The 25,258-nt window shown below is 51.0% G+C and carries 20 protein-coding genes and 1 pseudogene; 12 read left to right on the top strand and 9 right to left on the bottom strand.

Annotated features, from left to right (window positions below; translation table 11 throughout):
• Window positions 1-121: 121 nt before the first annotated feature.
• Window positions 122-2,554, bottom strand: a complete 2,433-nt coding sequence (locus tag ACJHXB_RS13160) for a glycyl radical protein (protein ID WP_000209370.1) — start codon at window positions 2,552-2,554, stop codon at window positions 122-124.
• 5 nt (window positions 2,555-2,559) lie between these two features.
• Window positions 2,560-3,459, bottom strand: a complete 900-nt coding sequence (locus ACJHXB_RS13155) for a glycyl-radical enzyme activating protein (RefSeq protein WP_001469062.1) — start codon at window positions 3,457-3,459, stop codon at window positions 2,560-2,562.
• Window positions 3,460-3,589: 130 nt separating this feature from the next.
• Here ACJHXB_RS13155 and fsa point away from each other — a divergent pair, with 130 nt between their 5' ends.
• The gene (fsa, locus tag ACJHXB_RS13150) at window positions 3,590-4,252 is read left to right on the top strand and encodes a fructose-6-phosphate aldolase (protein WP_001305948.1); all 663 of its coding nucleotides are present in this window, start codon (window positions 3,590-3,592) and stop codon (window positions 4,250-4,252) included.
• Window positions 4,253-4,327: 75 nt separating this feature from the next.
• On the opposite strand, the gene moeB is transcribed toward fsa, so the two are convergent.
• A complete protein-coding gene (gene moeB / locus ACJHXB_RS13145) occupies window positions 4,328-5,077 on the bottom strand; it encodes a molybdopterin-synthase adenylyltransferase MoeB (protein WP_000829222.1) in 750 nt (249 codons plus the stop codon).
• Window positions 5,077-6,312 (bottom strand): molybdopterin molybdotransferase MoeA, encoded by a 1,236-nt coding sequence (gene moeA, locus ACJHXB_RS13140; RefSeq protein ID WP_000397341.1) that lies wholly within the window; start codon window positions 6,310-6,312, stop codon window positions 5,077-5,079. Before moeA ends, moeB begins: the two co-directional genes overlap by 1 nt.
• Window positions 6,313-6,515: 203 nt before the next feature.
• Between moeA and iaaA the strand changes: the two genes are divergently transcribed.
• The 7 genes and pseudogenes from iaaA to ACJHXB_RS13105 all read left to right on the top strand — a co-directional run bounded on the left by iaaA (window position 6,516) and on the right by ACJHXB_RS13105 (window position 16,611).
• The gene (gene iaaA / locus ACJHXB_RS13135; protein WP_000513764.1) at window positions 6,516-7,481 is read left to right on the top strand and encodes a beta-aspartyl-peptidase; all 966 of its coding nucleotides are present in this window, start codon (window positions 6,516-6,518) and stop codon (window positions 7,479-7,481) included.
• Entirely contained in the window at window positions 7,468-9,339 is a 1,872-nt protein-coding gene (gsiA, locus tag ACJHXB_RS13130; protein ID WP_001469058.1) for a glutathione ABC transporter ATP-binding protein GsiA, read from the top strand. The genes iaaA and gsiA overlap by 14 nt, the downstream gene beginning before the upstream one ends.
• 19 nt (window positions 9,340-9,358) lie before the next feature.
• Complete coding sequence (gene gsiB / locus ACJHXB_RS13125) at window positions 9,359-10,897, top strand: glutathione ABC transporter substrate-binding protein GsiB (protein ID WP_000090158.1); 1,539 nt, start codon at window positions 9,359-9,361, stop codon at window positions 10,895-10,897.
• Window positions 10,898-10,914: 17 nt separating this feature from the next.
• On the top strand, window positions 10,915-11,835 hold the full coding sequence (gene gsiC, locus ACJHXB_RS13120) for a glutathione ABC transporter permease GsiC (protein ID WP_000936043.1): 921 nt from the start codon (window positions 10,915-10,917) through the stop codon (window positions 11,833-11,835).
• Between the two features lie 2 nt (window positions 11,836-11,837).
• Window positions 11,838-12,749, top strand: coding sequence for a glutathione ABC transporter permease GsiD (gsiD, locus tag ACJHXB_RS13115; protein WP_001236044.1), 912 nt, complete (start codon window positions 11,838-11,840; stop codon window positions 12,747-12,749).
• A 177-nt stretch (window positions 12,750-12,926) separates the two neighbouring features.
• Window positions 12,927-15,275, top strand: a pseudogene (locus ACJHXB_RS13110) (EAL domain-containing protein).
• Window positions 15,276-15,282: 7 nt separating this feature from the next.
• The gene (locus ACJHXB_RS13105; protein WP_000086873.1) at window positions 15,283-16,611 is read left to right on the top strand and encodes a GGDEF domain-containing protein; all 1,329 of its coding nucleotides are present in this window, start codon (window positions 15,283-15,285) and stop codon (window positions 16,609-16,611) included.
• Between the two features lie 46 nt (window positions 16,612-16,657).
• Here ACJHXB_RS13105 and rimO read toward each other — a convergent pair whose 3' ends face one another.
• The gene (gene rimO / locus ACJHXB_RS13100) at window positions 16,658-17,983 is read right to left on the bottom strand and encodes a 30S ribosomal protein S12 methylthiotransferase RimO (RefSeq protein ID WP_000049367.1); all 1,326 of its coding nucleotides are present in this window, start codon (window positions 17,981-17,983) and stop codon (window positions 16,658-16,660) included.
• A gap of 212 nt (window positions 17,984-18,195) precedes the next feature.
• Between rimO and bssR the strand changes: the two genes are divergently transcribed.
• Both bssR and yliI read left to right on the top strand, forming a co-directional pair.
• Window positions 18,196-18,579: a biofilm formation regulator BssR gene (gene bssR, locus ACJHXB_RS13095; protein ID WP_000497137.1), complete on the top strand. Its 384-nt coding sequence runs from the start codon at window positions 18,196-18,198 to the stop codon at window positions 18,577-18,579.
• A 110-nt stretch (window positions 18,580-18,689) separates the two neighbouring features.
• Entirely contained in the window at window positions 18,690-19,805 is a 1,116-nt protein-coding gene (yliI, locus tag ACJHXB_RS13090; protein WP_000555052.1) for an aldose sugar dehydrogenase YliI, read from the top strand.
• Here yliI and gstB read toward each other — a convergent pair.
• A complete protein-coding gene (gene gstB, locus ACJHXB_RS13085) occupies window positions 19,802-20,428 on the bottom strand; it encodes a glutathione S-transferase GstB (protein WP_001469056.1) in 627 nt (208 codons plus the stop codon). The two genes, yliI and gstB, sit on opposite strands and share 4 nt — an antisense overlap.
• Before the next feature lie 246 nt (window positions 20,429-20,674).
• On the opposite strand from gstB, the gene dacC reads away from it, so the two are divergent.
• Complete coding sequence (dacC, locus tag ACJHXB_RS13080) at window positions 20,675-21,877, top strand: serine-type D-Ala-D-Ala carboxypeptidase (RefSeq protein ID WP_000195961.1); 1,203 nt, start codon at window positions 20,675-20,677, stop codon at window positions 21,875-21,877.
• Window positions 21,878-21,923: 46 nt separating this feature from the next.
• Here the strand turns inward: dacC and deoR are convergent, their stop codons facing one another.
• Both deoR and ybjG read right to left on the bottom strand, forming a co-directional pair.
• Entirely contained in the window at window positions 21,924-22,682 is a 759-nt protein-coding gene (gene deoR, locus ACJHXB_RS13075; protein ID WP_000450121.1) for a DNA-binding transcriptional repressor DeoR, read from the bottom strand.
• Between the two features lie 57 nt (window positions 22,683-22,739).
• Window positions 22,740-23,336 carry an undecaprenyl-diphosphate phosphatase gene (ybjG, locus tag ACJHXB_RS13070; RefSeq protein ID WP_000892317.1) on the bottom strand — a complete coding sequence of 199 codons (597 nt, stop codon included), beginning with the start codon at window positions 23,334-23,336 and terminating at the stop codon, window positions 22,740-22,742.
• Window positions 23,337-23,620: 284 nt separating this feature from the next.
• Here ybjG and mdfA point away from each other — a divergent pair, with 284 nt between their 5' ends.
• Window positions 23,621-24,853, top strand: a complete 1,233-nt coding sequence (gene mdfA / locus ACJHXB_RS13065) for a multidrug efflux MFS transporter MdfA (protein WP_001469053.1) — start codon at window positions 23,621-23,623, stop codon at window positions 24,851-24,853.
• A 40-nt stretch (window positions 24,854-24,893) separates the two neighbouring features.
• Here mdfA and ybjH read toward each other — a convergent pair whose 3' ends face one another.
• Window positions 24,894-25,178: a protein YbjH gene (gene ybjH / locus ACJHXB_RS13060; RefSeq protein ID WP_000605485.1), complete on the bottom strand. Its 285-nt coding sequence runs from the start codon at window positions 25,176-25,178 to the stop codon at window positions 24,894-24,896.
• Between the last annotated feature and the right edge of the window lie 80 nt (window positions 25,179-25,258).

Here is a 25,258-nt window from a genome sequence, read left to right as displayed (position 1 = left end):
AAACCGTAACAGTGTAATAACAATGTGACGTAGAGCACAAATTATATTTCGAATGAAAGTAAGGATGAAATTGATGATGTGAATGATTTAGCCCGGCGACGACGCCGCCGGGCTGAGGAGATTACAGCATATGTTCAGTACGGGCGATGATATCGTCCTGTGCGTCTGGAGAGAGCGCAGTGAAGAAGGCGGAATAACCCGCGACACGCACTACCAGATCGCGGTACTGATCCGGATGTTTTTTCGCTTCCAGCAGCGTTTCGCGGGAAACGATGTTGTACTGAATATGCCAGCCTTTATGCACCTCGAAGAAGGTGCGCAGCAGGATCATCAGTTTCTGCTTGTCAGATTCGTTCTCCAGTGTTGCTGGATTCAGTTTCTGGTTGAGCAACACGCCGCCGAGAATCGCTGCCGTAGGCAGTTTACCCACCGAGCCAATGACCGCAGTAGGGCCAAGATGATCAGTACCGGAAGCCGGGCTTGCGCCTTCTGCCAGCGGGCTGTGGGCTTTACGCCCGTCCGGCGTTGCCATAGTCTGCGCGCCAAACGGTACGTTAGCGGAGATAGACGACGTACCCGCGTAATAGTTGCCGCCAACCGGACCACGACCGTAGCGCGGGTTATGGTACTGTTTCAGTTCGTCGATATAGGTCTGATAAGCGCGAGCCAGCAGCGTATCGACGGTATCATCGTCGTTGCCGTACTTCGGCGCACCGTTAATCAGCCGCTGACGCAGCTGCTCATGAGTCAGGCCGTCGAAGTCATTCGCCAGTGTGGCAGCCAGCTGTTGCTGACCAATCGCGCCCTGTTCAAATACCAGTTTCTTCACTGCCGCCAGGCTGTTGCCGAGGTTGGCAATGCCAACCTGCAGGCCAGAAACCCAGTCATATTTCGCGCCGCCTTGCTTGATACTTTTCGCTCGCTCAATACAGTCATCCACCAGCGCCGAGCAGAGAATATCGTGTACGTTCTCTTCCAGCATGGTGTCGACGACATACTCAATTTCGATTGATTTGCGGGTGTAGTAACGGATTTGCGTATCCCACGCGTCCATCACTTCATCGAAGTTGTTGAAGTTACCTGCCGACAACGCTTTTTCTTGTGGCAGGAACACTTTGCCGCTGGTGGCATCACGACCGCCTTCCAGCGCCGCCAGCATCACACGGGCGAAGTTGATAAAGCTCATGCCGGTACAGCGATAGCCCCATTTGCCACCGACGGCGGTTTCGATACAACCAATCGCTGCATAGTCGTAAGCGTCCTGCGGTTCAATACCGAGTTTAATAAATTCCGGGATGACGATTTCGTCGTTGTTGAACGCCGGCATCCCGAAGCCGCAACGGATCACCTGTACGCAGGCGTCGAGGAAATCGTTGCTCATTCCTGCATGGTAACGCACGCTGAGGTTAGGCTGAGTGGAACGCAGGCGACCGCAGGATTCGAGGATCGCGTAAGAGAGTGGATTCACCGCGTCCATTGGTTGACCATCAACCAGATTTTGTCCGCCAATGGTGACGTTCTGATACAGCGGACTTCCCGCAGAGGCTTTCGAGTGCGAGCCGGAGCGGATTTTGTTCACTTCCAGCAATTTTAACCAGCAGCTATGCAGCATCTCGATGGCGTGTTCACGATCCAGTGTCTGGTTCAGTTCAACGTCGCGGCGATAGTACGGGTAGAGATACTGGTCCATACGACCAAACGATACCGAGTGACCGTTAGATTCGATCTGCAATATCAACTGGATGAAGTAACACAGTTGCAGCGCCTGCCAGAAAGTCTGCGGCGGTTGGTGGGCGATAAGATCGCAGTTTTCTGCCATCGCCAGCAGTTCATCGCGACGGCTTTCGCGGGTTTCGGTCGTGGCCATTTCACGCGCCAGGGCAGCGAAACGTTCAATGTGTTCACTGACTGCCACCAGCACGATATCAATCGCTTTCAGGAACTGCTCTCCGTGTAAATCTTCCAGCACCGTCAGGTTGATGCGCGAGCGACGTTCCGCTACTTTCTCGCGCAGACCATCAAGCCCTTTTTCCAGCAGCAGCGGGAAATTGACCGCCAGGTGCGCATCACCGGAGGTCATATTGCCTTCCGCTTTAATGATGCCGGTCGCCAGCAGACCTTTTTGCTCATCGGTAAACATGCCGTAGCAGCGATCCTGTACGGTCTGACCGCGCCACCACGGGCACACTTCATGCAGAACGCGTTTGTTCTCTTCGCTCACCGCAAAACCAGCACCGGGACGATCTGCCAGATCATCAATCTCTTTTTCGATCCAGGAGACGGTATATTCCGGGAAGATCGGCGCGGCGCGAACTTCGCTTGCCTGGTTGCCAATGATCAACTCATCGTGCTTGATCCAGATGGTGCGATTCGCCAGGTGATGCGCCAGCGCCAGCGCGCGACGTACCGGGATCGGCTTATCGAGATGTTGTTGATACATCTCAGTATAGTGCTGCGCGCGCTCGGTACAGACCGGCGGTTTCACAATATGCACCAGCGCATTTTTGTGCGCTTTAATGCGGTCGCTGAGCGTGTCCAGTTTCAGTGTGGTCATGGTTGTTATCCTCGTAAGGTCGCGGTTAACCCTTTCTGGCAGGCATACTGCTGGGCAAAGTCGAGCAGTTCTGGCGCATCAAGCGGTTTTTCCGGGGCGTCATAGGGCAGATTAAGTAAGTAATATTTGTTGATGCCCAGCGTGTGGTAGGGCAGGAAATGAATTTCGCCAACGTGCAGCTCGTCGGCGGCAAAATCGGTAATGGCTTTTACAGAGGTTTCGTCGGCATTAAAGCCCTGAATCAGCGGCACGCGGATAATGATTTTTTTGCCCGCAGCGGCGAGTTTTTTCAGGTTATCCAGCACCCTGGCGGCGTTACCGTCGGTCCACTGTTTAAACGGTGCGTCGGCAACGTGTTTTAAATCGGCAAGAAACAGATCGATATAGGGCAGAGAAGGGGCGATATATTTCCACGGCACATGCAGACAGGTTTCTACCGCAGTATGAATGCCTGCCTCGTGGCTGGCTTGCAGTAGCGCCGTCGCCATTTCCGGCTGCATAAACGGTTCACCGCCAGAAAGCGTTAAGCCGCCGCCGCTGCGATCGTAAAACGGTTTATCGCGCAGAACGGTCGCCATGATCTCCTCAACGCTTTTCACTTCACCACACACGGTTAACGCCTGTGTCGGGCAGCAGTCGGTTAACGCCGTTAGATGCTCCGGGGTTAACTTTTCCCGATGAATAAGCAAACCATTCAGCGCGCGCTCAATCACTTCCGGCGCGGCCTTAGCGCACAGCTCGCAGCCTTCCAGACACAGTCGTGCGTCATACAGCAGATCCTGCGTGCGGGCGCGGCTTTCCGGGTTCTGACACCAGCGGCAGCCCAGCGAACAGCCTTTAAGAAATACGACCGTGCGGATACCGGGGCCATCATGGGTCGAGTAGCGCTGAATATTGAAAATCATAGTTGCCTCTCTGTTTCGTTCAAACATTAAAATACTTTCGAATGAAAGTTAGATTGATGTGCGTCAACTGTTCAGAGAGTTTTCCCGTGATAGTCTACATTCAGACAAAAAGTACATTTTGAGGATGGTTATGGAACTGTATCTGGATACTTCAGACGTTGTTGCGGTGAAGGCGCTGTCACGTATTTTTCCGCTGGCGGGTGTGACCACTAACCCAAGCATTATCGCCGCGGGTAAAAAACCGCTGGAGGTTGTGCTTCCGGAACTTCATGAAGCGATGGGCGGTCAGGGGCGTCTGTTTGCCCAGGTAATGGCTACCACTGCTGAAGGGATGGTGAATGACGCACGTAAATTGCGTTCTATTATTGCGGATATCGTGGTGAAAGTTCCGGTGACCGCCGAGGGGCTGGCAGCTATTAAGATGTTAAAAGCGGAAGGGATTCCGACGCTGGGAACCGCGGTATATGGCGCAGCACAAGGGCTGCTGTCGGCGCTGGCAGGTGCGGAATATGTTGCGCCTTACGTTAATCGTATTGATGCTCAGGGCGGTAGCGGCATTCAGACTGTGACCGACTTACACCAGTTATTGAAAATGCATGCGCCGCAGGCGAAAGTGCTGGCAGCGAGTTTCAAAACCCCGCGTCAGGCGCTGGACTGCTTACTGGCAGGATGTGAATCAATTACTCTGCCACTGGATGTGGCACAACAGATGATTAGCTATCCGGCGGTTGATGCCGCTGTGGCGAAGTTTGAGCAGGACTGGCAGGGAGCGTTTGGCAGAACGTCGATTTAACCGGACGTTCTGCATCCTCATAAATTGCTGATGACGTGGCGGAGTGCCGCGTCTTATCAGGCCTGGAGGTGGCAATTACTGCCCGCACACTTCACACCCCGGATTGCGCATCAGTTTCATTTCACGAAACTGGCAGGTCATCGCATCGTACATGACGATTTTCCCGCTGGTCGGTTTACCATAACCTGCCAGCAGTTTGATCGCTTCCATTGCCTGCAACGAACCAATTACGCCGATCAACGGTGCCATCACGCCTGCTTCTACGCAGGTTAACGCGTTCTCGCCAAACAAACGGCTAAGGCAGCGATAGCACGGTTCGCCGTCCTGATAAGTGAAGACCGTGATTTGACCTTCCATACGAATTGCCGCGCCGGAAACCAGCGGCACCTTCGCGGCAAAACAGCCTGCGTTCAGTTGATTACGTACTGCAACGTTATCCGTACAGTCGAGCACCAGATCGTGTTTTGCAATCATCGCAGCAAGTTCAGCGTCATCAAGCAGCGCATTGACTGGCGTAATCGCGATATGTGGGTTGATCCGCGTCAGGGCGTCACGGGCGGATTCCACTTTCGGTTGCCCGACCGTGGCATCACTGTGCAGCGTCTGGCGTTGCAGATTGGAGAGCGAAACCGTGTCGAAGTCGAGCAGCGTCAGGTTGCCGACACCGGCGCTTGCCAGATACTGCGAAGCTGCGCAGCCGAGTCCACCGAGGCCGACGATCAGCACTCGAGAATCTTTTAGCGCCTCCTGACCGTCAAAATCAAAACCGCGCAGAATGATTTGCCGGTTGTAGCGCAGCATCTCCTGATCGCTGAGTTCCGCCATTACAGGCCTCCGAACAACGCGTTAAACGGTTCTACTTCCACCCATTCGCCCACTTCCACATTGCCGCGCTCGCGCTCCAGTACGATAAAGCAGTTGCCGAGGCTAAAGGAGCTAAATATATGTGAACCCTGATGTCCGGTGGTCGTCACTTCCAGTTCGCCATCGGCGTTGCGTTGCAGCACGCCGCGCTGGAAATCAAGGCGTCCTGGCGATTTCTTCAGAGGCGATGCCGTGCGCACACGCTGGCGCGCGGGCAGGCCGCTGGCGGTGTTGCCGCTTAGTTTTGCCAGCAATGGCTGTACCAGTTGATAGAAGGTCAGCGTTGCTGAAACCGGGTTGCCCGGCAGGCCGCAGAACCAACTATTGCTGAGTTTTCCGAACGCGAAAGGTTTACCTGGTTTAATCGCCAGCTTCCAGAAGGCGATCTCCCCCAGCTCTTCAAGAATGGTTTTGGTGTAATCCGCTTCCCCCACTGAAACACCGCCGGAACTGATCACCACATCCGCCTGGCTATCGGCTTCAATAAATGCGGCGCGCAAGGCATGGGGATCGTCGCGGATAATCCCTAAGTTGATTACCTCGCATCCCAGCTGTTCTAACATCAGGTGTACGGCGAGACGGTTGGTATCGTAGATTTGGCCGTCGCCCAGCGGCTGGCCTGGCAACTGGAGTTCATCACCGGTAGAAAACAGCGCTACACGCACTTTACGAATCACCGGAACTTCGGCAATTCCCAGTGAAGCAATTACTGGCAGCTCTGCGGTAGTCAGGCGTGTTCCCGCCGGGAAAACAACCGCATCCGCAGAGATATCTTCACCGCGACGGCGAATATTTTGCCCGCTACGCACTTCAGCAGTAAAACGCACGCCAGCGTCAGTCTGTTCGGTCTGTTCCTGCATCACCACCGCTTCGCAGCCTTCCGGCACCGGCGCACCGGTCATAATACGAATGCAGGTACCCGCAGGCCATTCACCATGGTACGGCTGACCGGCAAAGGATTTACCGGCAACGGGCAGCGGTTGCCCGGAGGCAATATCGGCTAAACGCACCGCGTAGCCGTCCATAGCGGAGTTATCAAACCCCGGGACATCCAGTGGCGAAACGACATCGCTCGCCAGAATACGACCAAAACACTGTACCAGTGGCAGCGTTTCCTGGGCGGTCAGTGGGGTGACGCGAGAAAGCATCTCATTAAGCGCGGTGTCGAGCGACATCAATCCGGTGGTAAATTCCATGAAAACACTCCTGCGGAGGCAAAATCGAATTTGCCTATTATGTCAGAAAAACGCCACAGACTGTATGCCACCTCGGGCGTAGCGCTGGCTCCTGCCTTTACATGCCATATCCATCTTTCTATATTCAAAAATTGAATGAGTAATTCATAAAAATTCTGATATTTATAGCAAAAGTGGCGAGCCACCCTTAATGGACGAATACTATGGGCAAAGCAGTCATTGCAATTCATGGCGGCGCAGGTGCAATTAGCCGCGCGCAGATGAGTCTGCAACAGGAATTACGCTACATCGAGGCGCTGTCTGCCATTGTTGAAACCGGGCAGAAAATGCTGGAAGCGGGCGAAAGTGCGCTGGATGTGGTGACGGAAGCGGTGCGTCTGCTGGAAGAGTGTCCACTGTTTAACGCCGGAATTGGCGCTGTCTTTACGCGTGATGAAACCCATGAACTGGACGCCTGTGTGATGGATGGTAACACCCTGAAAGCCGGTGCGGTGGCGGGCGTTAGTCATCTGCGTAATCCGGTTCTTGCCGCCCGGCTGGTGATGGAGCAAAGCCCGCATGTGATGATGATTGGCGAAGGGGCAGAAAATTTTGCGTTTGCTCATGGCATGGAGCGCGTCTCGCCGGAGATTTTCTCCACGCCTTTGCGTTATGAACAACTACTGGCAGCGCGCGAGGAAGGGGAAATGGTCCTCGACCATAGCGGTGCGCCACTGGATGAAAAACAGAAAATGGGCACCGTGGGGGCCGTGGCGTTGGATTTAGACGGCAATCTGGCGGCAGCCACGTCCACAGGCGGAATGACCAATAAATTACCCGGACGAGTTGGCGATAGTCCCTTAGTGGGGGCCGGATGCTACGCCAATAACGCCAGTGTGGCGGTTTCATGTACCGGCACGGGCGAAGTCTTCATCCGCGCGCTGGCGGCATATGACATCGCCGCGTTAATGGATTACGGCGGATTAAGTCTCGCGGAAGCCTGCGAGCGGGTAGTAATGGAAAAACTCCCTGCGCTTGGCGGTAGCGGTGGCTTAATCGCTATCGACCATGAAGGTAACGTCGCGCTACTGTTTAACACCGAAGGAATGTATCGCGCCTGGGGCTACGCAGGCGATACGCCAACCACCGGTATCTACCGTGAAAAAGGGGACACCGTTGCCACACAGTGATGAACTTAATGCCGGTGATGTGCTGGCGGTTGAAAATCTGAATATTGCCTTTATGCAGGACCAGCAGAAAATAGCTGTGGTCCGCAATCTCTCTTTTAGCCTGCAACGCGGTGAGACGCTGGCAATTGTTGGCGAATCCGGCTCCGGTAAGTCAGTGACTGCGCTGGCATTGATGCGTCTGTTGGAACAGGCGGGCGGTTTAGTACAGTGCGATAAAATGCTGTTGCGGCGGCGCAGTCGCGAAGTGATTGAACTTAGCGAGCAGAGCGCTGCACAAATGCGCCATGTGCGCGGTGCGGATATGGCGATGATATTTCAGGAGCCGATGACATCGCTGAACCCGGTATTTACTGTGGGTGAACAGATTGCTGAATCTATTCGTCTGCATCAAAACGCCAGTCGTGAAGAAGCAATGGTCGAGGCGAAGCGGATGCTGGATCAGGTACGCATTCCGGAGGCACAAACCATTCTTTCACGTTATCCGCATCAACTCTCTGGCGGGATGCGCCAGCGAGTGATGATTGCGATGGCACTGTCATGCCGCCCGGCGGTGCTGATTGCCGATGAGCCAACCACCGCGCTGGATGTCACTATTCAGGCGCAGATCCTGCAATTAATCAAAGTATTGCAAAAAGAGATGTCGATGGGCGTTATCTTTATCACGCACGATATGGGCGTGGTGGCAGAGATTGCCGATCGGGTACTGGTGATGTATCAGGGCGAGGCGGTGGAAACGGGTAGCGTCGAACAGATTTTTCATGCGCCGCATCATCCTTACACCCGTGCGCTGTTAGCTGCTGTTCCGCAACTTGGTGCGATGAAAGGGTTAGATTATCCCCGACGTTTCCCGTTGATATCGCTTGAACATCCAGCGAAACAGGAACCCCCCATCGAGCAGAAAACGGTGGTGGATGGCGAACCTGTTTTACGGGTGCGTAATCTGGTCACCCGTTTCCCTTTGCGCAGCGGTTTGTTGAATCGCGTAACGCGGGAAGTGCATGCCGTTGAGAAAGTCAGTTTTGATCTCTGGCCTGGCGAAACGCTATCGCTGGTGGGCGAGTCTGGCAGCGGTAAATCCACTACCGGGCGGGCGTTGCTGCGCCTGGTCGAATCGCAGGGCGGCGAAATTATCTTTAACGGTCAGCGAATCGATACCTTGTCACCCGGCAAACTTCAGGCATTGCGCCGGGATATTCAGTTTATTTTTCAGGACCCTTACGCTTCGCTGGACCCACGTCAGACCATCGGTGATTCGATTATCGAACCGCTGCGCGTACACGGTTTATTGCCAGGTAAAGAAGCGGCTGCCCGCGTTGCGTGGTTGCTGGAGCGCGTGGGCCTGTTACCTGAACATGCCTGGCGTTACCCGCATGAGTTTTCCGGCGGTCAGCGCCAGCGCATCTGCATTGCTCGCGCGTTGGCATTGAATCCGAAAGTGATCATTGCCGACGAAGCCGTCTCGGCGCTGGATGTTTCTATTCGCGGGCAGATTATCAACTTGTTGCTCGATCTCCAGCGTGATTTCGGCATTGCGTATCTGTTTATCTCCCACGATATGGCCGTGGTAGAGCGGATTAGTCATCGTGTGGCGGTGATGTATCTCGGACAAATTGTTGAAATTGGTCCACGGCGCGCGGTCTTCGAAAACCCGAAGCATCCTTATACGCGTAAATTACTGGCGGCAGTTCCGGTCGCGGAACCGTCCCGACAACGACCGCAGCGTGTACTGCTGTCGGACGATCTTCCCAGCAATATTCATCTGCGTGGCGAAGAGGTTGCAGCCGTCTCGTTGCAATGCGTCGGGCCGGGGCATTACGTCGCACAACCACAATCAGAATACGCATTCATGCGTAGATAACATTCAGGCGGAGAATAAAATGGCAAGAGCTGTACACCGTAGTGGGTTAGTGGCGCTGGGCATTGCGACAGCGTTGATGGCATCTTGTGCATTCGCTGCCAAAGATGTGGTGGTGGCTGTAGGATCGAACTTCACCACGCTCGATCCATATGACGCGAATGACACGTTATCTCAGGCCGTAGCGAAATCGTTTTACCAGGGGCTGTTCGGTCTCGATAAAGAGATGAAACTGAAAAACGTGCTGGCGGAGAGTTATACCGTTTCCGATGACGGCCTTACTTACACCGTGAAATTGCGGGAAGGAATTAAATTCCAGGATGGCACCGACTTCAACGCAGCGGCGGTAAAAGCGAATCTGGACCGGGCCAGCGATCCGGCGAATCATCTTAAACGCTACAACCTGTATAAGAATATTGCCAAAACGGAAGCGATCGATCCAACAACGGTAAAGATTACCCTCAAACAGCCGTTCTCAGCGTTTATTAATATTCTTGCCCATCCGGCGACCGCGATGATTTCGCCGGCAGCGCTGGAAAAATATGGCAAGGAGATTGGTTTTCATCCAGTGGGAACCGGGCCGTATGAACTGGATACCTGGAATCAGACTGATTTTGTGAAGGTGAAAAAATTCGCGGGTTACTGGCAGCCAGGATTGCCCAAACTGGACAGCATAACCTGGCGTCCGGTGGCGGATAACAACACCCGCGCGGCAATGCTGCAAACCGGTGAAGCGCAGTTTGCTTTCCCCATTCCCTACGAGCAGGCCGCACTGCTGGAGAAAAACAAAAATATCGAGTTGATGGCCAGTCCGTCAATTATGCAGCGTTATATCAGTATGAACGTGACGCAAAAGCCGTTCGATAACCCGAAGGTCCGTGAGGCGCTGAATTACGCCATTAACCGCCCGGCGCTGGTGAAAGTAGCCTTCGCGGGCTATGCAACGCCAGCTACTGGTGTGGTACCGCCGAGTATCGCCTACGCGCAAAGTTATAAACCGTGGCCTTACGATCCAGTGAAAGCGCGCGAATTACTGAAAGAGGCGGGATATCCCAACGGTTTCAGTACCACGCTGTGGTCGTCACATAACCACAGCACCGCGCAGAAAGTGCTGCAATTTACCCAGCAGCAGTTAGCGCAGGTCGGGATTAAAGCCCAGGTGACTGCGATGGATGCCGGACAGCGGGCGGCAGAAGTTGAAGGTAAAGGGCAAAAAGAGAGCGGCGTGCGGATGTTCTACACTGGCTGGTCGGCTTCAACCGGCGAAGCGGACTGGGCACTATCGCCGCTGTTTGCCTCGCAAAACTGGCCACCGACGCTGTTTAATACCGCGTTTTACAGCAATAAACAGGTGGATGACTTCCTGGCTCAGGCACTGAAAACTAATGATCCGGCGGAAAAGACCCGCTTATATAAGGCGGCGCAGGATATCATCTGGCAAGAGTCGCCGTGGATCCCGCTGGTGGTAGAAAAACTGGTGTCGGCACACAGTAAAAACCTGACCGGTTTTTGGATCATGCCAGACACCGGCTTCAGCTTTGAAGACGCGGATTTGCAATAAGCAACGCAGGGAGTGGAATGCTTAATTACGTTATCAAACGCTTGCTGGGGTTGATTCCGACGCTGTTTATCGTCTCGGTGCTGGTGTTTTTATTTGTCCATATGCTGCCCGGCGATCCGGCGCGATTGATTGCCGGGCCCGAAGCTGATGCGCAGGTTATAGAACTGGTGCGTCAGCAGCTGGGGTTGGATCAGCCGCTGTATCACCAGTTCTGGCACTATATCAGCAATGCTGTGCAGGGGGATTTTGGCCTGTCGATGGTGTCGCGTCGTCCGGTTGCCGATGAGATTGCCAGCCGCTTTATGCCAACGCTGTGGCTGACCATAACCAGTATGGTCTGGGCGGTGATATTTGGTATGGCGGCGGGAATTATCGCCGCCGTCTGGCGTAATCGTTGGCCGGATCGATTGAGTATGACCATTGCGGTGTCGGGGATCTCGTTTCCGGCATTTGCTCTGGGGATGCTTTTAATTCAGGTATTCTCCGTTGAACTGGGCTGGCTGCCTACCGTGGGAGCAGACAGTTGGCAGCACTACATTTTACCCTCCCTGACGCTCGGCGCGGCAGTGGCAGCCGTGATGGCGCGCTTTACCCGCGCGTCGTTTGTCGATGTTTTAAGCGAAGATTATATGCGTACCGCGAGGGCGAAAGGGGTGAGCGAAACCTGGGTTGTCCTCAAACACGGGCTACGTAACGCGATGATCCCGGTAGTGACCATGATGGGCTTACAGTTTGGCTTTTTGCTCGGTGGTTCCATCGTGGTGGAGAAAGTTTTCAACTGGCCCGGACTTGGACGCTTACTCGTTGACTCCGTAGAAATGCGCGATTACCCGGTGATTCAGGCGGAAATTCTGCTTTTCTCGCTGGAATTTATTCTTATCAACTTAGTGGTGGATGTGCTTTACGCCGCCATTAACCCGGCTATCAGGTACAAGTAAGGATGCGACTATTTAACTGGCGACGTCAGGCGGTGTTAAACGCCATGCCACTGGTCAAACCTGACCAGGTACGTACACCGTGGCATGAATTCTGGCGACGATTTCGCCGTCAGCATATGGCGATGACCGCCGCATTATTCGTTATTTTATTGATTGTAGTGGCCATTTTTGCACGCTGGATCGCTCCCTATGACGCCGAAAATTATTTTGATTATGACAATCTGAATAACGGACCTTCTTTGCAGCACTGGTTTGGCGTCGATTCACTGGGGCGCGACATTTTCAGCCGTGTCCTGGTTGGTGCGCAAATCTCACTGGCGGCGGGTGTGTTTGCCGTGTTTATCGGTGCGGCGATCGGGACGTTGCTGGGCTTGCTTGCTGGATATTATGAAGGCTGGTGGGATCGGCTAATCATGCGCATTTGCGATGTGCTGTTTGCCTTCCCGGGTATTTTACTGGCGATCGCTGTTGTTGCGGTGTTGGGAAGCGGCATTGCTAACGTGATTATCGCTGTCGCCATTTTTTCCATCCCCGCGTTTGCCCGCCTGGTGCGCGGCAACACGCTGGTGTTGAAACAGCAAACCTTTATTGAGTCAGCACGCAGTATTGGTGCCAGCGATATGACCATTTTATTGCGTCATATCTTGCCTGGGACCGTCTCTTCTATCGTGGTGTTTTTCACCATGCGCATCGGCACCTCGATTATCTCTGCCGCCAGCCTGTCATTTCTCGGCCTCGGTGCGCAGCCGCCGACACCAGAGTGGGGAGCAATGCTCAATGAGGCACGAGCGGATATGGTTATCGCACCGCATGTCGCTGTTTTTCCGGCCCTGGCTATTTTTCTGACCGTACTGGCGTTCAATTTGTTGGGCGATGGTTTACGCGATGCGCTGGATCCGAAAATTAAAGGATAGTTACGTTTGAATATTGCTTGAAAGGGTAATCACCTCACAGGAAATTATTGCCCTAAGCAAGTGTTGTAACTTTCTGCTGATTTTGTAGAATCGGGTAATTTGGTTAAAAAGCCGCAGCAAGGGACAATTTTTGCAGCGGCACAGCGTTCAGATAGTTATTTTGTTAAATGTATTAACATGCTGAGTTTATACGAAAAGATAAAGATAAGGCTGATAATTTTATTTTTATTGGCAGCACTGTCATTTATTGGTCTTTTTTTCATCATTAACTATCAACTGGTATCGGAGCGCGCGGTAAAACGTGCCGATAGCCGCTTTGAACTTATTCAGAAAAACGTTGGCTATTTCTTTAAAGATATTGAACGTTCGGCCCTGACATTAAAGGACTCACTGTATTTATTAAAAAATACAGAGGAGATTCAACGCGCCGTGATTCTTAAAATGGAAATGATGCCATTTTTAGACTCGGTGGGACTGGTACTTGATGATAATAAATATTATCTTTTTTCGCGGAGGGCGAATGATAAAATCGTTGTTTATCATCAGGAACAAGTAAATGGACCGCTTGTCGACGAGTCAGGGCGGGTTATTTTTGCCGATTTTAACCCATCGAAACGACCGTGGTCGATGGCTTCAGATGACTCTAACAACAGCTGGAATCCGGCATACAATTGATTTGATCGTCCGGGTAAAAAATGTATCTCTTTTACGCTACACATCAACGGCAAAGATCACGATTTGTTAGCGGTGGATAAAATTCATGTCGATTTGAACTGGCGATATCTGAACGAGTATCTTGATCAAATCAGCGCTAATGATGAAGTTCTATTTTTAAAACAAGGCCATGAGATCATTGCCAAGAATCAACTCGCTCGTGAAAAACTAATTATTTATAATAGCGAAGGTAATTATAATATTATTGATTCTGTCGATACTGAATATATCGAAAAAACATCAGCGGTGCCAAACAACGCATTATTCGAAATCTATTTTTATTATCCTGGTGGTAATTTATTGAACGCATCAGATAAACTTTTTTATCTGCCGTTTGCTTTCATTATTATCGTATTGCTGGTGGTTTATTTAATGACCACTCGTGTGTTCCGTCGGCAATTTTCTGAAATGACAGAGCTGGTTAATACGCTGGCATTTTTGCCTGACTCCACGGATCAAATCGAGGCTCTAAAAATTCGCGAAGGCGATGCGAAAGAGATTATCAGCATCAAAAATTCGATCGCGGAAATGAAAGATGCCGAAATTGAACGGTCAAATAAATTGCTCTCACTGATCTCTTACGATCAGGAAAGCGGTTTTATTAAAAATATGGCGATTATTGAGTCCAACAATAATCAGTATCTGGCTGTGGGGATCATCAAACTGTGTGGTCTGGAAGCCGTGGAAGCGGTGTTTGGTGTTGATGAACGCAATAAAATCGTCAGGAAATTGTGTCAGCGAATTGCCGAGAAATATGCGCAATGCTGCGATATCGTGACATTTAATGCCGATCTCTATTTACTTCTGTGCCGGGAAAATGTACAGACATTTACCCGTAAAATAGCGATGGTAAACGATTTTGACAGCAGCTTTGGCTACCGCAATCTGCGCATCCATAAGTCTGCCATTTGTGAACCTTTGCAGGGGGAAAACGCCTGGAGTTACGCAGAAAAACTGAAACTGGCGATTTCCAGCATCCGTGACCATATGTTCTCAGAGTTTATTTTCTGTGATGACGCGAAACTCAACGAAATAGAAGAGAATATCTGGATTGCGCGTAATATTCGCCATGCAATGGAAATTGGCGAACTATTCCTGGTCTATCAGCCGATCGTTGATATTAACACCCGCACCATTCTGGGCGCGGAGGCGTTGTGCCGTTGGGTGTCTGCGGAGCGGGGGATCATTTCACCGCTAAAGTTCATTACCATTGCTGAAGATATCGGGTTTATCAATGAGCTGGGTTATCAGATTATTAAAACGGCAATGGGTGAATTCAGACATTTTAGTCAGCGTGCGTCGCTGAAGGATGATTTCTTACTGCATATTAATGTTTCGCCCTGGCAGTTAAACGAACCACACTTTCATGAGCGTTTTACCACCATCATGAAAGAAAATGGCCTGAAGGAGAACAGCCTCTGTGTTGAGATCACTGAAACCGTGATCGAGCGAATTAATGAACATTTTTATCTCAATATTGAACAACTGCGTAAACAAGGGGTACGGATATCGATTGATGACTTTGGCACCGGTTTGTCAAACCTGAAACGTTTTTATGAAATTAATCCAGATAGCATAAAAGTGGACTCACAATTTACCGGCGATATTTTCGGTACTGCGGGAAAAATTGTGCGCATTATTTTCGATCTGGCACGCTATAACCGGATCCCGGTGATTGCGGAAGGCGTAGAGAGCGAAGACGTTGCGCGCGAATTAATCAAATTAGGATGTGTTCAGGCTCAGGGGTATCTGTACCAGAAACCCATGCCATTCTCCGCCTGGGATAAAAGTGGAAAATTAGTAAAAGAGTAGTTTACGTATGTCCAGAATCAATAAGTTCGTACTTACAGTCAGTCTGCTGATTTTTATCATGATTTCAGCAGTTGCCTGCGGGATCTACACTCAAATGGTAAAGGAACGGGTGTATGGCCTGAAACAGTCCGTTATTGATACTGCTTTTGCGGTGGCAAATATTGCTGAATATCGGCGTAGCGTGGCAATTGATCTCATCAACACGCTAAACCCCACGGAGGAACAGCTGTTGGTTGGTTTGCGCACAGCTTACGCCGACTCGGTTTCACCCTCTTATTTGTACGATGTCGGTCCTTATCTGATTTCCAGTGACGAATGTATTCAGGTAAAGGAGTTCGAGAAAAATTATTGTGCAGATATTATGCAGATTGTGAAGTATCGACATGTCAAAAATACAGGGTTTATCTCTTTTGACGGTAAAACCTTCGTCTATTACCTCTATCCGGTAACTCACAATCGCAGTCTGATATTTTTGCTTGGTCTGGAGCGTTTTTCTTTACTGTCAAAATCGCTGGCGATGGATAGCGAGAACCTGATGTTCTCTCTGTTTAAGAACGGTAAACCGGTGACCGGTGATGAATTTAATGCTAAAAACGCCATCTTCACCGTTTCGGAAGCGATGGAGCACTTCGCCTATTTGCCGACCGGATTGTACGTATTTGCGTATAAAAAAGATGTTTATTTGCGGGTCTGTACATTGATTATTTTCTTTGCCGCATTGGTGGCAGTGATATCGGGTGTCAGTTGCCTCTATCTGGTACGCAGAGTGATTAATCGTGGTATTGTGGAGAAAGAAGCCATCATTAATAACCATTTTGAACGCGTACTGGATGGCGGGCTTTTCTTTTCGGCTGCCGATGTCAAAAAACTCTACAGTCTGTATAACTCGGCGTTCCTGGATGACCTGACCAAAGCAATGGGCAGAAAATCCTTTGACGAAGATTTAAAAGCGCTGCCGGAAAAAGGCGGTTATTTGTGCCTGTTTGACGTCGATAAATTCAAAAACATCAACGACACCTTCGGTCATTTGCTGGGCGATGAAGTGTTGATGAAAGTGGTGAAAATCCTTAAATCACAGATCCCCGTAGATAAAGGTAAAGTCTACCGCTTCGGCGGTGACGAATTTGCGGTGATTTATACGGGTGGAACGCTGGAAGAGTTGCTATCGATTCTAAAAGAAATTGTTCATTTCCAGGTGGGAAGCATTAATTTAAGCACCAGTATCGGTGTAGCGCATTCAAATGAATGTACTACCGTCGAACGCTTGAAAATGCTGGCGGATGAGCGACTGTATAAGAGTAAGAAAAACGGCAGGGCGCAGATTAGCTGGCAGTAATCATTATTCGCAGGCCGGACAAATGATTTTGCCCGGCCTGAATTAATTAAACCCGGCTACCCCACAAATCGTACTCATCGGCGTGCTCGACTTTCACACGCAGGATATCACCCGGCTTAACGTTGGTTTCACCATTGAGATAAACCGCACCGTCGATTTCCGGTGCATCTGCCATGCTGCGACCAATCGCGCCTTCTTCGTCCACTTCGTCGATAATCACCAGAATTTCACGGCCCACTTTCTCTTGCAGGCGCTCGGCGGAAATCTGCTGCTGCAGCTGCATGAAACGGTTCCAGCGTTCTTCTTTCACTTCTTCCGGAACCTGGTCAGGCAGGGCATTGGCGTCTGCACCTTCAACCGGGCTGTATTTAAAGCAGCCAACGCGATCCAGACGCGCTTCTTTCAGGAAGTCGAGTAGCATCTGGAAATCTTCTTCTGTCTCGCCAGGGAAGCCGACAATAAAGGTTGAGCGTAGGGTCAGTTCCGGGCAGATTTCGCGCCACTGTTTGATGCGCGCGAGTTGGCGATCTACAGAACCCGGACGCTTCATCAGTTTGAGAATGCGCGGGCTGGCGTGCTGCAACGGAATGTCCAGATAGGGCAGGATTTTGCCTTCTGCCATCAGTGGGATGACGTCGTCCACATGCGGATAAGGGTAAACGTAGTGCAGACGTGTCCAGATCCCCAGTTTCGATAACTGTTCGCACAGGCTGACCATGCTGGTTTTTACCGGCTCGCCGTTGTGGAAGCCAGTACGATGTTTAACATCGACGCCATAGGCGGAAGTATCCTGCGAGATCACCAGAATCTCTTTAACGCCCGCATCAACCAGACGTTTCGCTTCACTTAACACTTCGCCAATCGGACGGCTCACCAGGTCGCCGCGCATAGACGGAATAATGCAGAAGGTGCAGCGGTGATTACAGCCTTCAGAAATTTTCAGATAGGCATAATGACGCGGCGTCAGTTTCACGCCTTGTTCTGGCACCAGGCTCAGGAATGGGTTGTGTTTCGGTTTTGGCACGTAGTGATGAACGTGCTCCAGAACCTGCTCATAGCTATGAGGCCCGGTGATTTCCAGCACTTTCGGGTGGACTTCGCGGATCTGATCTTCTTTTGCCCCCAGACAACCGGTCACAATTACCTTGCCGTTTTCATTCAACGCTTCACCAATGGCTTCCAGTGATTCTTGTACCGCGCTGTCAATAAAGCCGCAGGTGTTGACGATCACCATGTCCGCATCGTCATAGCTCGGTACCACGTCATAACCTTCAGTGCGTAGTTCGGTGAGAATACGCTCTGAATCGACAAGGTTTTTCGGACAGCCAAGGGAAACAAAGCCGATTTTCGGCTGGGGAGTTACTTTGCTCATAGCTTAAAAAATATTCAGTTACAGGAAAGGTCAGGGCAGGGATTCTACAGAGTTCTGGATAAAATTTGTATCGCAATCTCATTCGCTGGCGGAGGCGAAGGAAATGTAAATTTTGTTAATTCGGCGTGAAGAATTGATCCTGGACAGCATTTTGCTCAAAAAATAGCCATACTATTTAATTGCAACAAGGCTGGAAAGAGGAGGATCGAAGTATGTTCGTTGACAGACAGCGAATCGATCTGCTGAACCGGTTGATCGACGCACGCGTTGACCTCGCCGCATACGTGCAACTGAGGAAGGCAAAAGGATACATGTCCGTCAGCGAAAGCAATCATCTACGAGATAACTTTTTTAAACTGAATCGCGAACTGCACGATAAATCGCTGCGGTTGAATCTTCATCTGGATCAGGAAGAGTGGAGTGCTCTTCATCATGCTGAAGAAGCATTAGCGACAGCCGCAGTATGTTTGATGAGTGGGCACCATGATTGCCCGACTGTTATTACCGTCAACGCCGATAAGCTTGAAAATTGTCTGATGAGCTTAACGCTGAGTATCCAGAGCCTGCAGAAGCACGCCATGCTTGAGAAGGCCTGAAAACTAAGGGGGAGAAAGCGTCTCCCCCTTCATGTTTAAGTTTTTGTAAAAATGAATTTGTTATCTCCTCCACTGACTACGCTTTAAGCCAGAGTCAATCCGGAGGCGTTATGCATCGACAATCCTTTTTCCTTGTGCCCCTTATTTGTCTTTCTTCCGCTCTCTGGGCGGCTCCTGCAACGGTAAATGTCGAAGTACTGCAGGACAAACTCGACCATCCCTGGGCGCTGGCCTTTTTACCCGACAATCACGGTATGTTAATCACTCTGCGCGGCGGCGAGTTGCGTCACTGGCAAGCAGGAAAAGGATTATCTGCGCCGCTTTCCGGAGTACCGGAAGTTTGGGCGCACGGGCAGGGTGGCCTGCTGGATGTGGTTTTAGCGCCTGATTTTGCTCAGTCTCGCCGCATCTGGTTAAGTTATTCCGAAGTTGGCGATGATGGCAAAGCCGGAACTGCTGTGGGTTATGGCCGCTTAAGTGATGATCTCTCAAAAGTGACCGACTTCCGCACCGTCTTTCGCCAGATGCCAAAACTGTCTACCGGCAACCATTTTGGCGGGCGGCTGGTATTCGACGGTAAAGGTTATCTTTTTGTTGCTCTGGGCGAAAACAATCAGCGCTCGACGGCGCAGGATCTGGATAAATTACAGGGCAAACTGGTGCGTCTGACCGACCTGGGCGAAATCCCGGATGATAATCCTTTTATAAAGGAATCCGGTGTGCGCGCCGAGATCTGGTCTTATGGCATTCGTAATCCGCAAGGAATGGCGATGAATCCGTGGAGTAATGCACTATGGCTGAATGAACATGGCCCGCGCGGTGGCGATGAAATTAATATCCCGCAAAAAGGCAAAAACTACGGCTGGCCGCTGGCAACCTGGGGAATCAACTATTCAGGCTTTAAGATACCGGAAGCGAAAGGGGAGATCGTCGCCGGGACCGAGCAACCTGTTTTTTACTGGAAAGATTCGCCCGCCGTGAGCGGCATGGCCTTCTATAACAGCGATAAATTCCCCCAGTGGCAGCAAAAATTATTTATTGGCGCGCTGAAAGATAAAGATATCATTGTGATGAGCGTCAACGGCGACAAAGTGACAGAAGATGGCCGTATTTTAACGGACAGAGGGCAGCGAATTCGTGATGTTCGCACTGGACCCGACGGTTATTTATACGTTCTCACCGACGAGTCCAGTGGGGAATTACTTAAAGTTAGCCCACGCAATTAGCTAACGGGAATCATCACCACTTTGCGCACTGCTGGGCGTTCAGTGAGTTGCTGATACCAGCGTTGCAGATTTGGACGCGGTGTCCAGGCCAGGCCAACGTTAAACAAATTGTAGATGAACGGTGCGATAGCGATATCGCCCACACCAAACTCGTCGCCGGAGAACCATTTTACTTTTGCCAGTTCCGCATCGAGCAGGGCAAACAGGGCGTCGCACTCTTTACAACTGGCATCAATGGCGGCCTGATCGCGCTCTTCCGGTGGTGTTCTGACTAATCCCATCAGGATCCCGCGATGGGCATTACTGAGCGTCTGGTTTGCCCAGTCCATCCATTTTTCTGCTTCCGCACGACGTGCCGGTGAGTCGATCCACAGGCGTTTTTGCCCGTACTGTGCCGCCAGATAGCGGACAATGGCGTTTGATTCCCAAAGAATGAGATCACTTTCGTCGTCACGCAACAACGGCACCAGCCCGTTAGGGTTCATCGCCAGAAAATCAGCATCGTGATTTATCCCAAACTCACGGCCCGCGAGAATTTGCTCATAAGGTAGTTCCAGTTCTTCGAGCGTCAGCAATACTTTTTTTACGTTGGTTGAATTATTCCGACCCCACAGCGTAATCATACTCACCCCTTTTCCGACAGGCAGCCACAGGCTGAACAGGACTCCGATGGTGAAGTAAAGTTAACTTTTAAGCAACAGCTGGCAAAAAAATGACACCAGAAGCAGCGAAGCGGCAGGATATTGCATAAACTTTAAAAACTTTACCAACTTACGGTTTCTTTAAGTTTGTGTGTGCGTTATTAATCACCGAACTTATCATACGGCGATATAACGTATTTTTTTTGAATGGATACTCGGGTGGCATTTATGACGCAATACTCCTCTCTCCTTCGTGGTCTTGCAGCGGGTTCTGCATTTTTATTCCTTTTTGCCCCAACGGCATTCGCGGCGGAACAAACCGTTGAAGCGCCGAGCGTGGATGCGCGTGCATGGATTTTAATGGATTACGCCAGCGGTAAAGTGCTGGCAGAAGGCAATGCGGATGAAAAACTGGACCCCGCGAGCCTGACTAAAATCATGACCAGCTATGTGGTTGGGCAGGCGCTTAAGGCCGATAAGATTAAACTCACCGATATGGTGACGGTCGGTAAAGATGCCTGGGCGACGGGAAATCCGGCACTGCGTGGTTCATCGGTAATGTTCCTTAAACCGGGCGATCAGGTTTCGGTGGCAGACCTGAACAAAGGTGTGATTATCCAGTCCGGTAATGACGCCTGTATTGCGCTGGCCGATTACGTTGCCGGGAGCCAGGAGTCATTTATTGGTCTGATGAATGGTTATGCCAAAAAACTGGGCCTGACCAACACTACCTTCCAGACGGTGCACGGTCTGGATGCGCCGGGGCAGTTCAGTACCGCGCGCGACATGGCATTGCTGGGTAAAGCATTGATCCACGATGTGCCGGAAGAGTATGCCATTCATAAAGAGAAAGAGTTCACCTTCAACAAAATTCGTCAGCCTAACCGTAACCGTCTGCTGTGGAGCAGCAATCTGAATGTTGATGGCATGAAGACAGGAACCACTGCAGGCGCGGGATATAATCTGGTTGCTTCGGCTACCCAGGGTGATATGCGTTTAATCTCCGTAGTGCTGGGGGCGAAAACTGACCGTATCCGTTTTAATGAGTCTGAGAAATTATTGACCTGGGGTTTCCGCTTCTTTGAAACCGTGACGCCAATTAAACCTGATGCCACCTTTGTGACTCAGCGCGTCTGGTTTGGTGATAAGAGCGAAGTGAATCTCGGGGCAGGCGAAGCGGGCTCAGTGACCATACCACGTGGGCAGCTGAAAAACCTGAAGGCGAGTTATACGTTAACGGAACCGCAGCTTACCGCACCGCTGAAAAAAGGTCAGGTTGTCGGCACCATTGATTTCCAGCTTAACGGTAAATCCATTGAGCAGCGTCCGCTGATCGTGATGGAAAATGTGGAAGAGGGCGGATTCTTTGGTCGGATGTGGGATTTCGTGATGATGAAATTCCATCAGTGGTTCGGCAGCTGGTTCTCTTAATCTTCTGATAACCGGATGGCGCGAAACGTCATCCGGTTATACGTCATTAATACATCAACTTAATACGCTGCGTCTGCGCGTACTTCACATACTCATCTTCCGGGCAACAATCGCTCACAACAATATCAAAGCGTTTCAGGTCACCCATGCGCGCCGGACGCACCTTGCCAAATTTACTGTGGTCGACAACCAGCACATGCTTTTGCGCCATCGACATGGCCCAGTGTTTTACCGGCAACTCTTCAAGATTAAAACAGGTAGCGCCTTTACTGACATGCACCCCCGCCGCGGAATAAAAAGCGATATCCGGGCAAAAATTATTCAGCGTTTGCTGAAAATCGATGGGTTTGAAAATGGCGTTGCTGGCGTGAAATTCACCACCACACAGAAACGCGCGGCAATGGGGTTTCTCTTTCAGTGCCAGAAAGGTATTTAGCGAATAACAAACGGCGGTGAAAGGGATTTCATTATCAATCGCTTCAATAATCCACGGTGTGGTGGTGCCACAGTCAAAAAAGAGGGTCTGATCGGGTTCTACCAGCGTCGCAGCCAGTTTTGCCGCCCGGCGTTTTTCTTCCACCAGGCGGGATTTTTGATCGCTTAACAGGTAATGGCTGGCGCTGCGCGGTTCCAGAACAATATAGCCGCCGAGCAAAACGACGGGCGCACTGTGGTTGTTCAGATCGCGACGAATCGTCATCTCCGAAACCCCAAGCAAGGCGGCGGCGTCTTTAAGATGTAACTTATCGCTGCGTTTTAATTCTTGCAGCAGCTGCCCGATACGCTCTTCGCGACGTGTTTCCATAATCCCTCTGAATAGTTATTGAAGCGAGCCGCTCAATACTACACTTTTTAGCAGAGATCAGTCACGCACCCAGCCTTTGCGGATCGGTAATGCAAAACAGAAACGATACCACGATTGCAGACGTTGATAGAGTTTATGCCCCATCGCTTGCCAGATAATCTGGGCGCTAAGGCAGCCAATCATACCTGCCAGCAATCCACCGAGCATATCCAGCGGCCAGTGGACGCCAAGATAAACGCGCGACCAGGCAATGACAACGGCCAGCACCATTAAAAGTGAGCCGGACCACAGGCGATGCCAGCATAAAAATGCCAGTGCAAAGGTGAAAATCACCGTACCGTGATCGCTCGGGAATGAGTCATCCGCCGCATGATGCAGGAAGTTATAGCCGATATTTTCGACAAAGGGTCGGTCGTGCGGAAAAAGATGCCCCATCGTCCAGGACACAAACAGGCTGACCGCCAGCGCGATAGCGATTTTTATCACCAGTTGCCGTTGTGCTGTAAGCCCCCACAACCAAAGTACTGCGGCCAGCAGCGGTACCACGGTAATCAAATCTTTAGCAATAAAAATCGCCAACGAGATCATCCACGGCGCAGAGTCTGGCGTCGCGTTAATAAGAGAGAATAGAGAGAGATTCAAATTTTCCAGCATAACTTCCCGACGCAAAGTGATTAAAAGGGAGCCAATACAGGCAAGTCGTTGAGAATAAAGTGCAGGTTAAACTGGGTAAAGCGGCATCGTCTTATTTCCCTCAAGCGGCCTGTTTACGGTGGGTGATTGTAACGGGCATAGGTTAAATAAAACTTAAAGAAAGCGTAGCTATACTCGCAATAATGTAAGAATGTGCTTAACCGTGGTTTCAGCTACAAAATTTGCTTTCTCGTTAGCTGCGCTTTTATTAAACTTTGCGCGATTATTATTGGCGAAGAAATTGCATGCAAAATAAATTAGCTTCCGGTGCCAGGCTTGGACGTCAGGCGTTACTTTTCCCTCTCTGTCTGGTGCTTTACGAATTTTCAACCTATATCGGCAACGATATGATTCAACCCGGTATGTTGGCCGTGGTGGAACAATATCAGGCGGGCATTGATTGGGTTCCTACTTCGATGACCGCTTATCTGGCGGGCGGGATGTTTTTACAATGGCTCCTGGGGCCGCTGTCGGATCGTATTGGTCGCCGTCCGGTGATGCTGGCGGGGGTGGTGTGGTTTATCATCACCTGTCTGGCAATATTACTGGCGCAAAACATTGAACAATTCACTCTGTTGCGCTTCTTGCAGGGCATAAGCCTCTGTTTCATTGGCGCTGTGGGATACGCCGCAATTCAGGAATCCTTCGAAGAGGCGGTTTGTATCAAGATCACCGCGCTGATGGCGAACGTGGCGCTGATTGCTCCGCTACTTGGTCCGCTGGTGGGCGCGGCGTGGATCCATGTGCTGCCCTGGGAAGGGATGTTCGTCTTGTTTGCCGCATTGGCAGCGATCTCCTTTCTCGGTCTGCAACGAGCCATGCCTGAAACCGCCACGCGTATAGGCGAGAAACTGTCACTGAAAGAACTCGGTCGTGACTATAAGCTGGTGCTGAAGAACGGTCGCTTTGTTGCGGGGGCGCTGGCGCTGGGATTCGTTAGCCTGCCGTTGCTGGCGTGGATCGCCCAGTCGCCGATTATCATCATTACCGGTGAGCAGTTGAGCAGCTATGAATATGGCTTGCTGCAAGTGCCTATTTTCGGGGCGTTAATTGCGGGTAACTTGCTGCTAGCGCGTCTGACCTCGCGCCGCACCGTACGTTCGCTGATTATTATGGGCGGCTGGCCGATTATGATTGGTCTGTTGGTCGCTGCTGCGGCAACGGTTATCTCATCGCACGCGTATTTATGGATGACCGCCGGGTTAAGTATTTATGCTTTCGGTATTGGTCTGGCGAATGCGGGACTGGTGCGATTAACCCTGTTTGCCAGCGATATGAGTAAAGGTACGGTTTCTGCGGCGATGGGGATGCTGCAAATGCTGATCTTTACCGTCGGTATTGAAATCAGCAAACATGCCTGGCTGAACGGGGGCAACGGACTGTTTAATCTCTTCAACCTTGTCAACGGAATTTTGTGGCTGTTGCTGATGGTTATCTTTTTAAAAGATAAACAGATGGGAAATTCGCACGAAGGATAAAAAAATGCCTGATTGCTTTGTGCGATCAGGCATTCTCAAATTAATGGTGATGGTCGTCAATCTGGTGTTCGATAACCATCCCTTCACCTACGCTGGCAAGATGGCGAACATAAGGATGCGGGCGGTAAGCCGGAGCTGGCGCAGGAGCCACATAGACGGTTTGCGGCACAGTCGTGACGCTGACCGCTTGTGGAACGCTGACTGAATCAGGAACCACAACCACTTTGTATCCACTCGGCACATCGACGGTGACACTTTGCGCCATCGCCACACCAGTAAAGCCCATTAAAAGCGCGCCCAACAGTAGACAATTTTTCATAATCATTTCGCCTGAAATAATGCAGCGGGTTAATTTCCGCGAATTATGCAGCCTTCATTCAGGCATTGTGTTGCCGGGCGTGCTGC

This window comes from Escherichia sp. WS3227_2 (assembly GCF_046486495.1).
Classification (GTDB): Bacteria; Pseudomonadota; Gammaproteobacteria; order Enterobacterales; family Enterobacteriaceae; genus Escherichia; species Escherichia coli.
This window is presented reverse-complemented; position numbering and strand designations above follow the sequence as displayed.

Bases quoted from the DNA above. Each gene is read 5' to 3' on its own strand.
- ACJHXB_RS13160 (WP_000209370.1), bottom strand. From the start codon at position 2,554: ATGACCACACTGAAACTGGACACGCTCAGCGACCGCATTAAAGCGCAC.
- ACJHXB_RS13155 (WP_001469062.1), bottom strand. From the start codon at position 3,459: ATGATTTTCAATATTCAGCGCTACTCGACCCATGATGGCCCCGGTATC.
- fsa (WP_001305948.1), top strand. From the start codon at position 3,590: ATGGAACTGTATCTGGATACTTCAGACGTTGTTGCGGTGAAGGCGCTG.
- moeB (WP_000829222.1), bottom strand. From the start codon at position 5,077: ATGGCGGAACTCAGCGATCAGGAGATGCTGCGCTACAACCGGCAAATC.
- moeA (WP_000397341.1), bottom strand. From the start codon at position 6,312: ATGGAATTTACCACCGGATTGATGTCGCTCGACACCGCGCTTAATGAG.
- iaaA (WP_000513764.1), top strand. From the start codon at position 6,516: ATGGGCAAAGCAGTCATTGCAATTCATGGCGGCGCAGGTGCAATTAGC.
- gsiB (WP_000090158.1), top strand. From the start codon at position 9,359: ATGGCAAGAGCTGTACACCGTAGTGGGTTAGTGGCGCTGGGCATTGCG.
- gsiC (WP_000936043.1), top strand. From the start codon at position 10,915: ATGCTTAATTACGTTATCAAACGCTTGCTGGGGTTGATTCCGACGCTG.
- gsiD (WP_001236044.1), top strand. From the start codon at position 11,838: ATGCGACTATTTAACTGGCGACGTCAGGCGGTGTTAAACGCCATGCCA.
- ACJHXB_RS13105 (WP_000086873.1), top strand. From the start codon at position 15,283: ATGTCCAGAATCAATAAGTTCGTACTTACAGTCAGTCTGCTGATTTTT.
- rimO (WP_000049367.1), bottom strand. From the start codon at position 17,983: ATGAGCAAAGTAACTCCCCAGCCGAAAATCGGCTTTGTTTCCCTTGGC.
- bssR (WP_000497137.1), top strand. From the start codon at position 18,196: ATGTTCGTTGACAGACAGCGAATCGATCTGCTGAACCGGTTGATCGAC.
- yliI (WP_000555052.1), top strand. From the start codon at position 18,690: ATGCATCGACAATCCTTTTTCCTTGTGCCCCTTATTTGTCTTTCTTCC.
- gstB (WP_001469056.1), bottom strand. From the start codon at position 20,428: ATGATTACGCTGTGGGGTCGGAATAATTCAACCAACGTAAAAAAAGTA.
- dacC (WP_000195961.1), top strand. From the start codon at position 20,675: ATGACGCAATACTCCTCTCTCCTTCGTGGTCTTGCAGCGGGTTCTGCA.
- deoR (WP_000450121.1), bottom strand. From the start codon at position 22,682: ATGGAAACACGTCGCGAAGAGCGTATCGGGCAGCTGCTGCAAGAATTA.
- ybjG (WP_000892317.1), bottom strand. From the start codon at position 23,336: ATGCTGGAAAATTTGAATCTCTCTCTATTCTCTCTTATTAACGCGACG.
- mdfA (WP_001469053.1), top strand. From the start codon at position 23,621: ATGCAAAATAAATTAGCTTCCGGTGCCAGGCTTGGACGTCAGGCGTTA.
- ybjH (WP_000605485.1), bottom strand. From the start codon at position 25,178: ATGATTATGAAAAATTGTCTACTGTTGGGCGCGCTTTTAATGGGCTTT.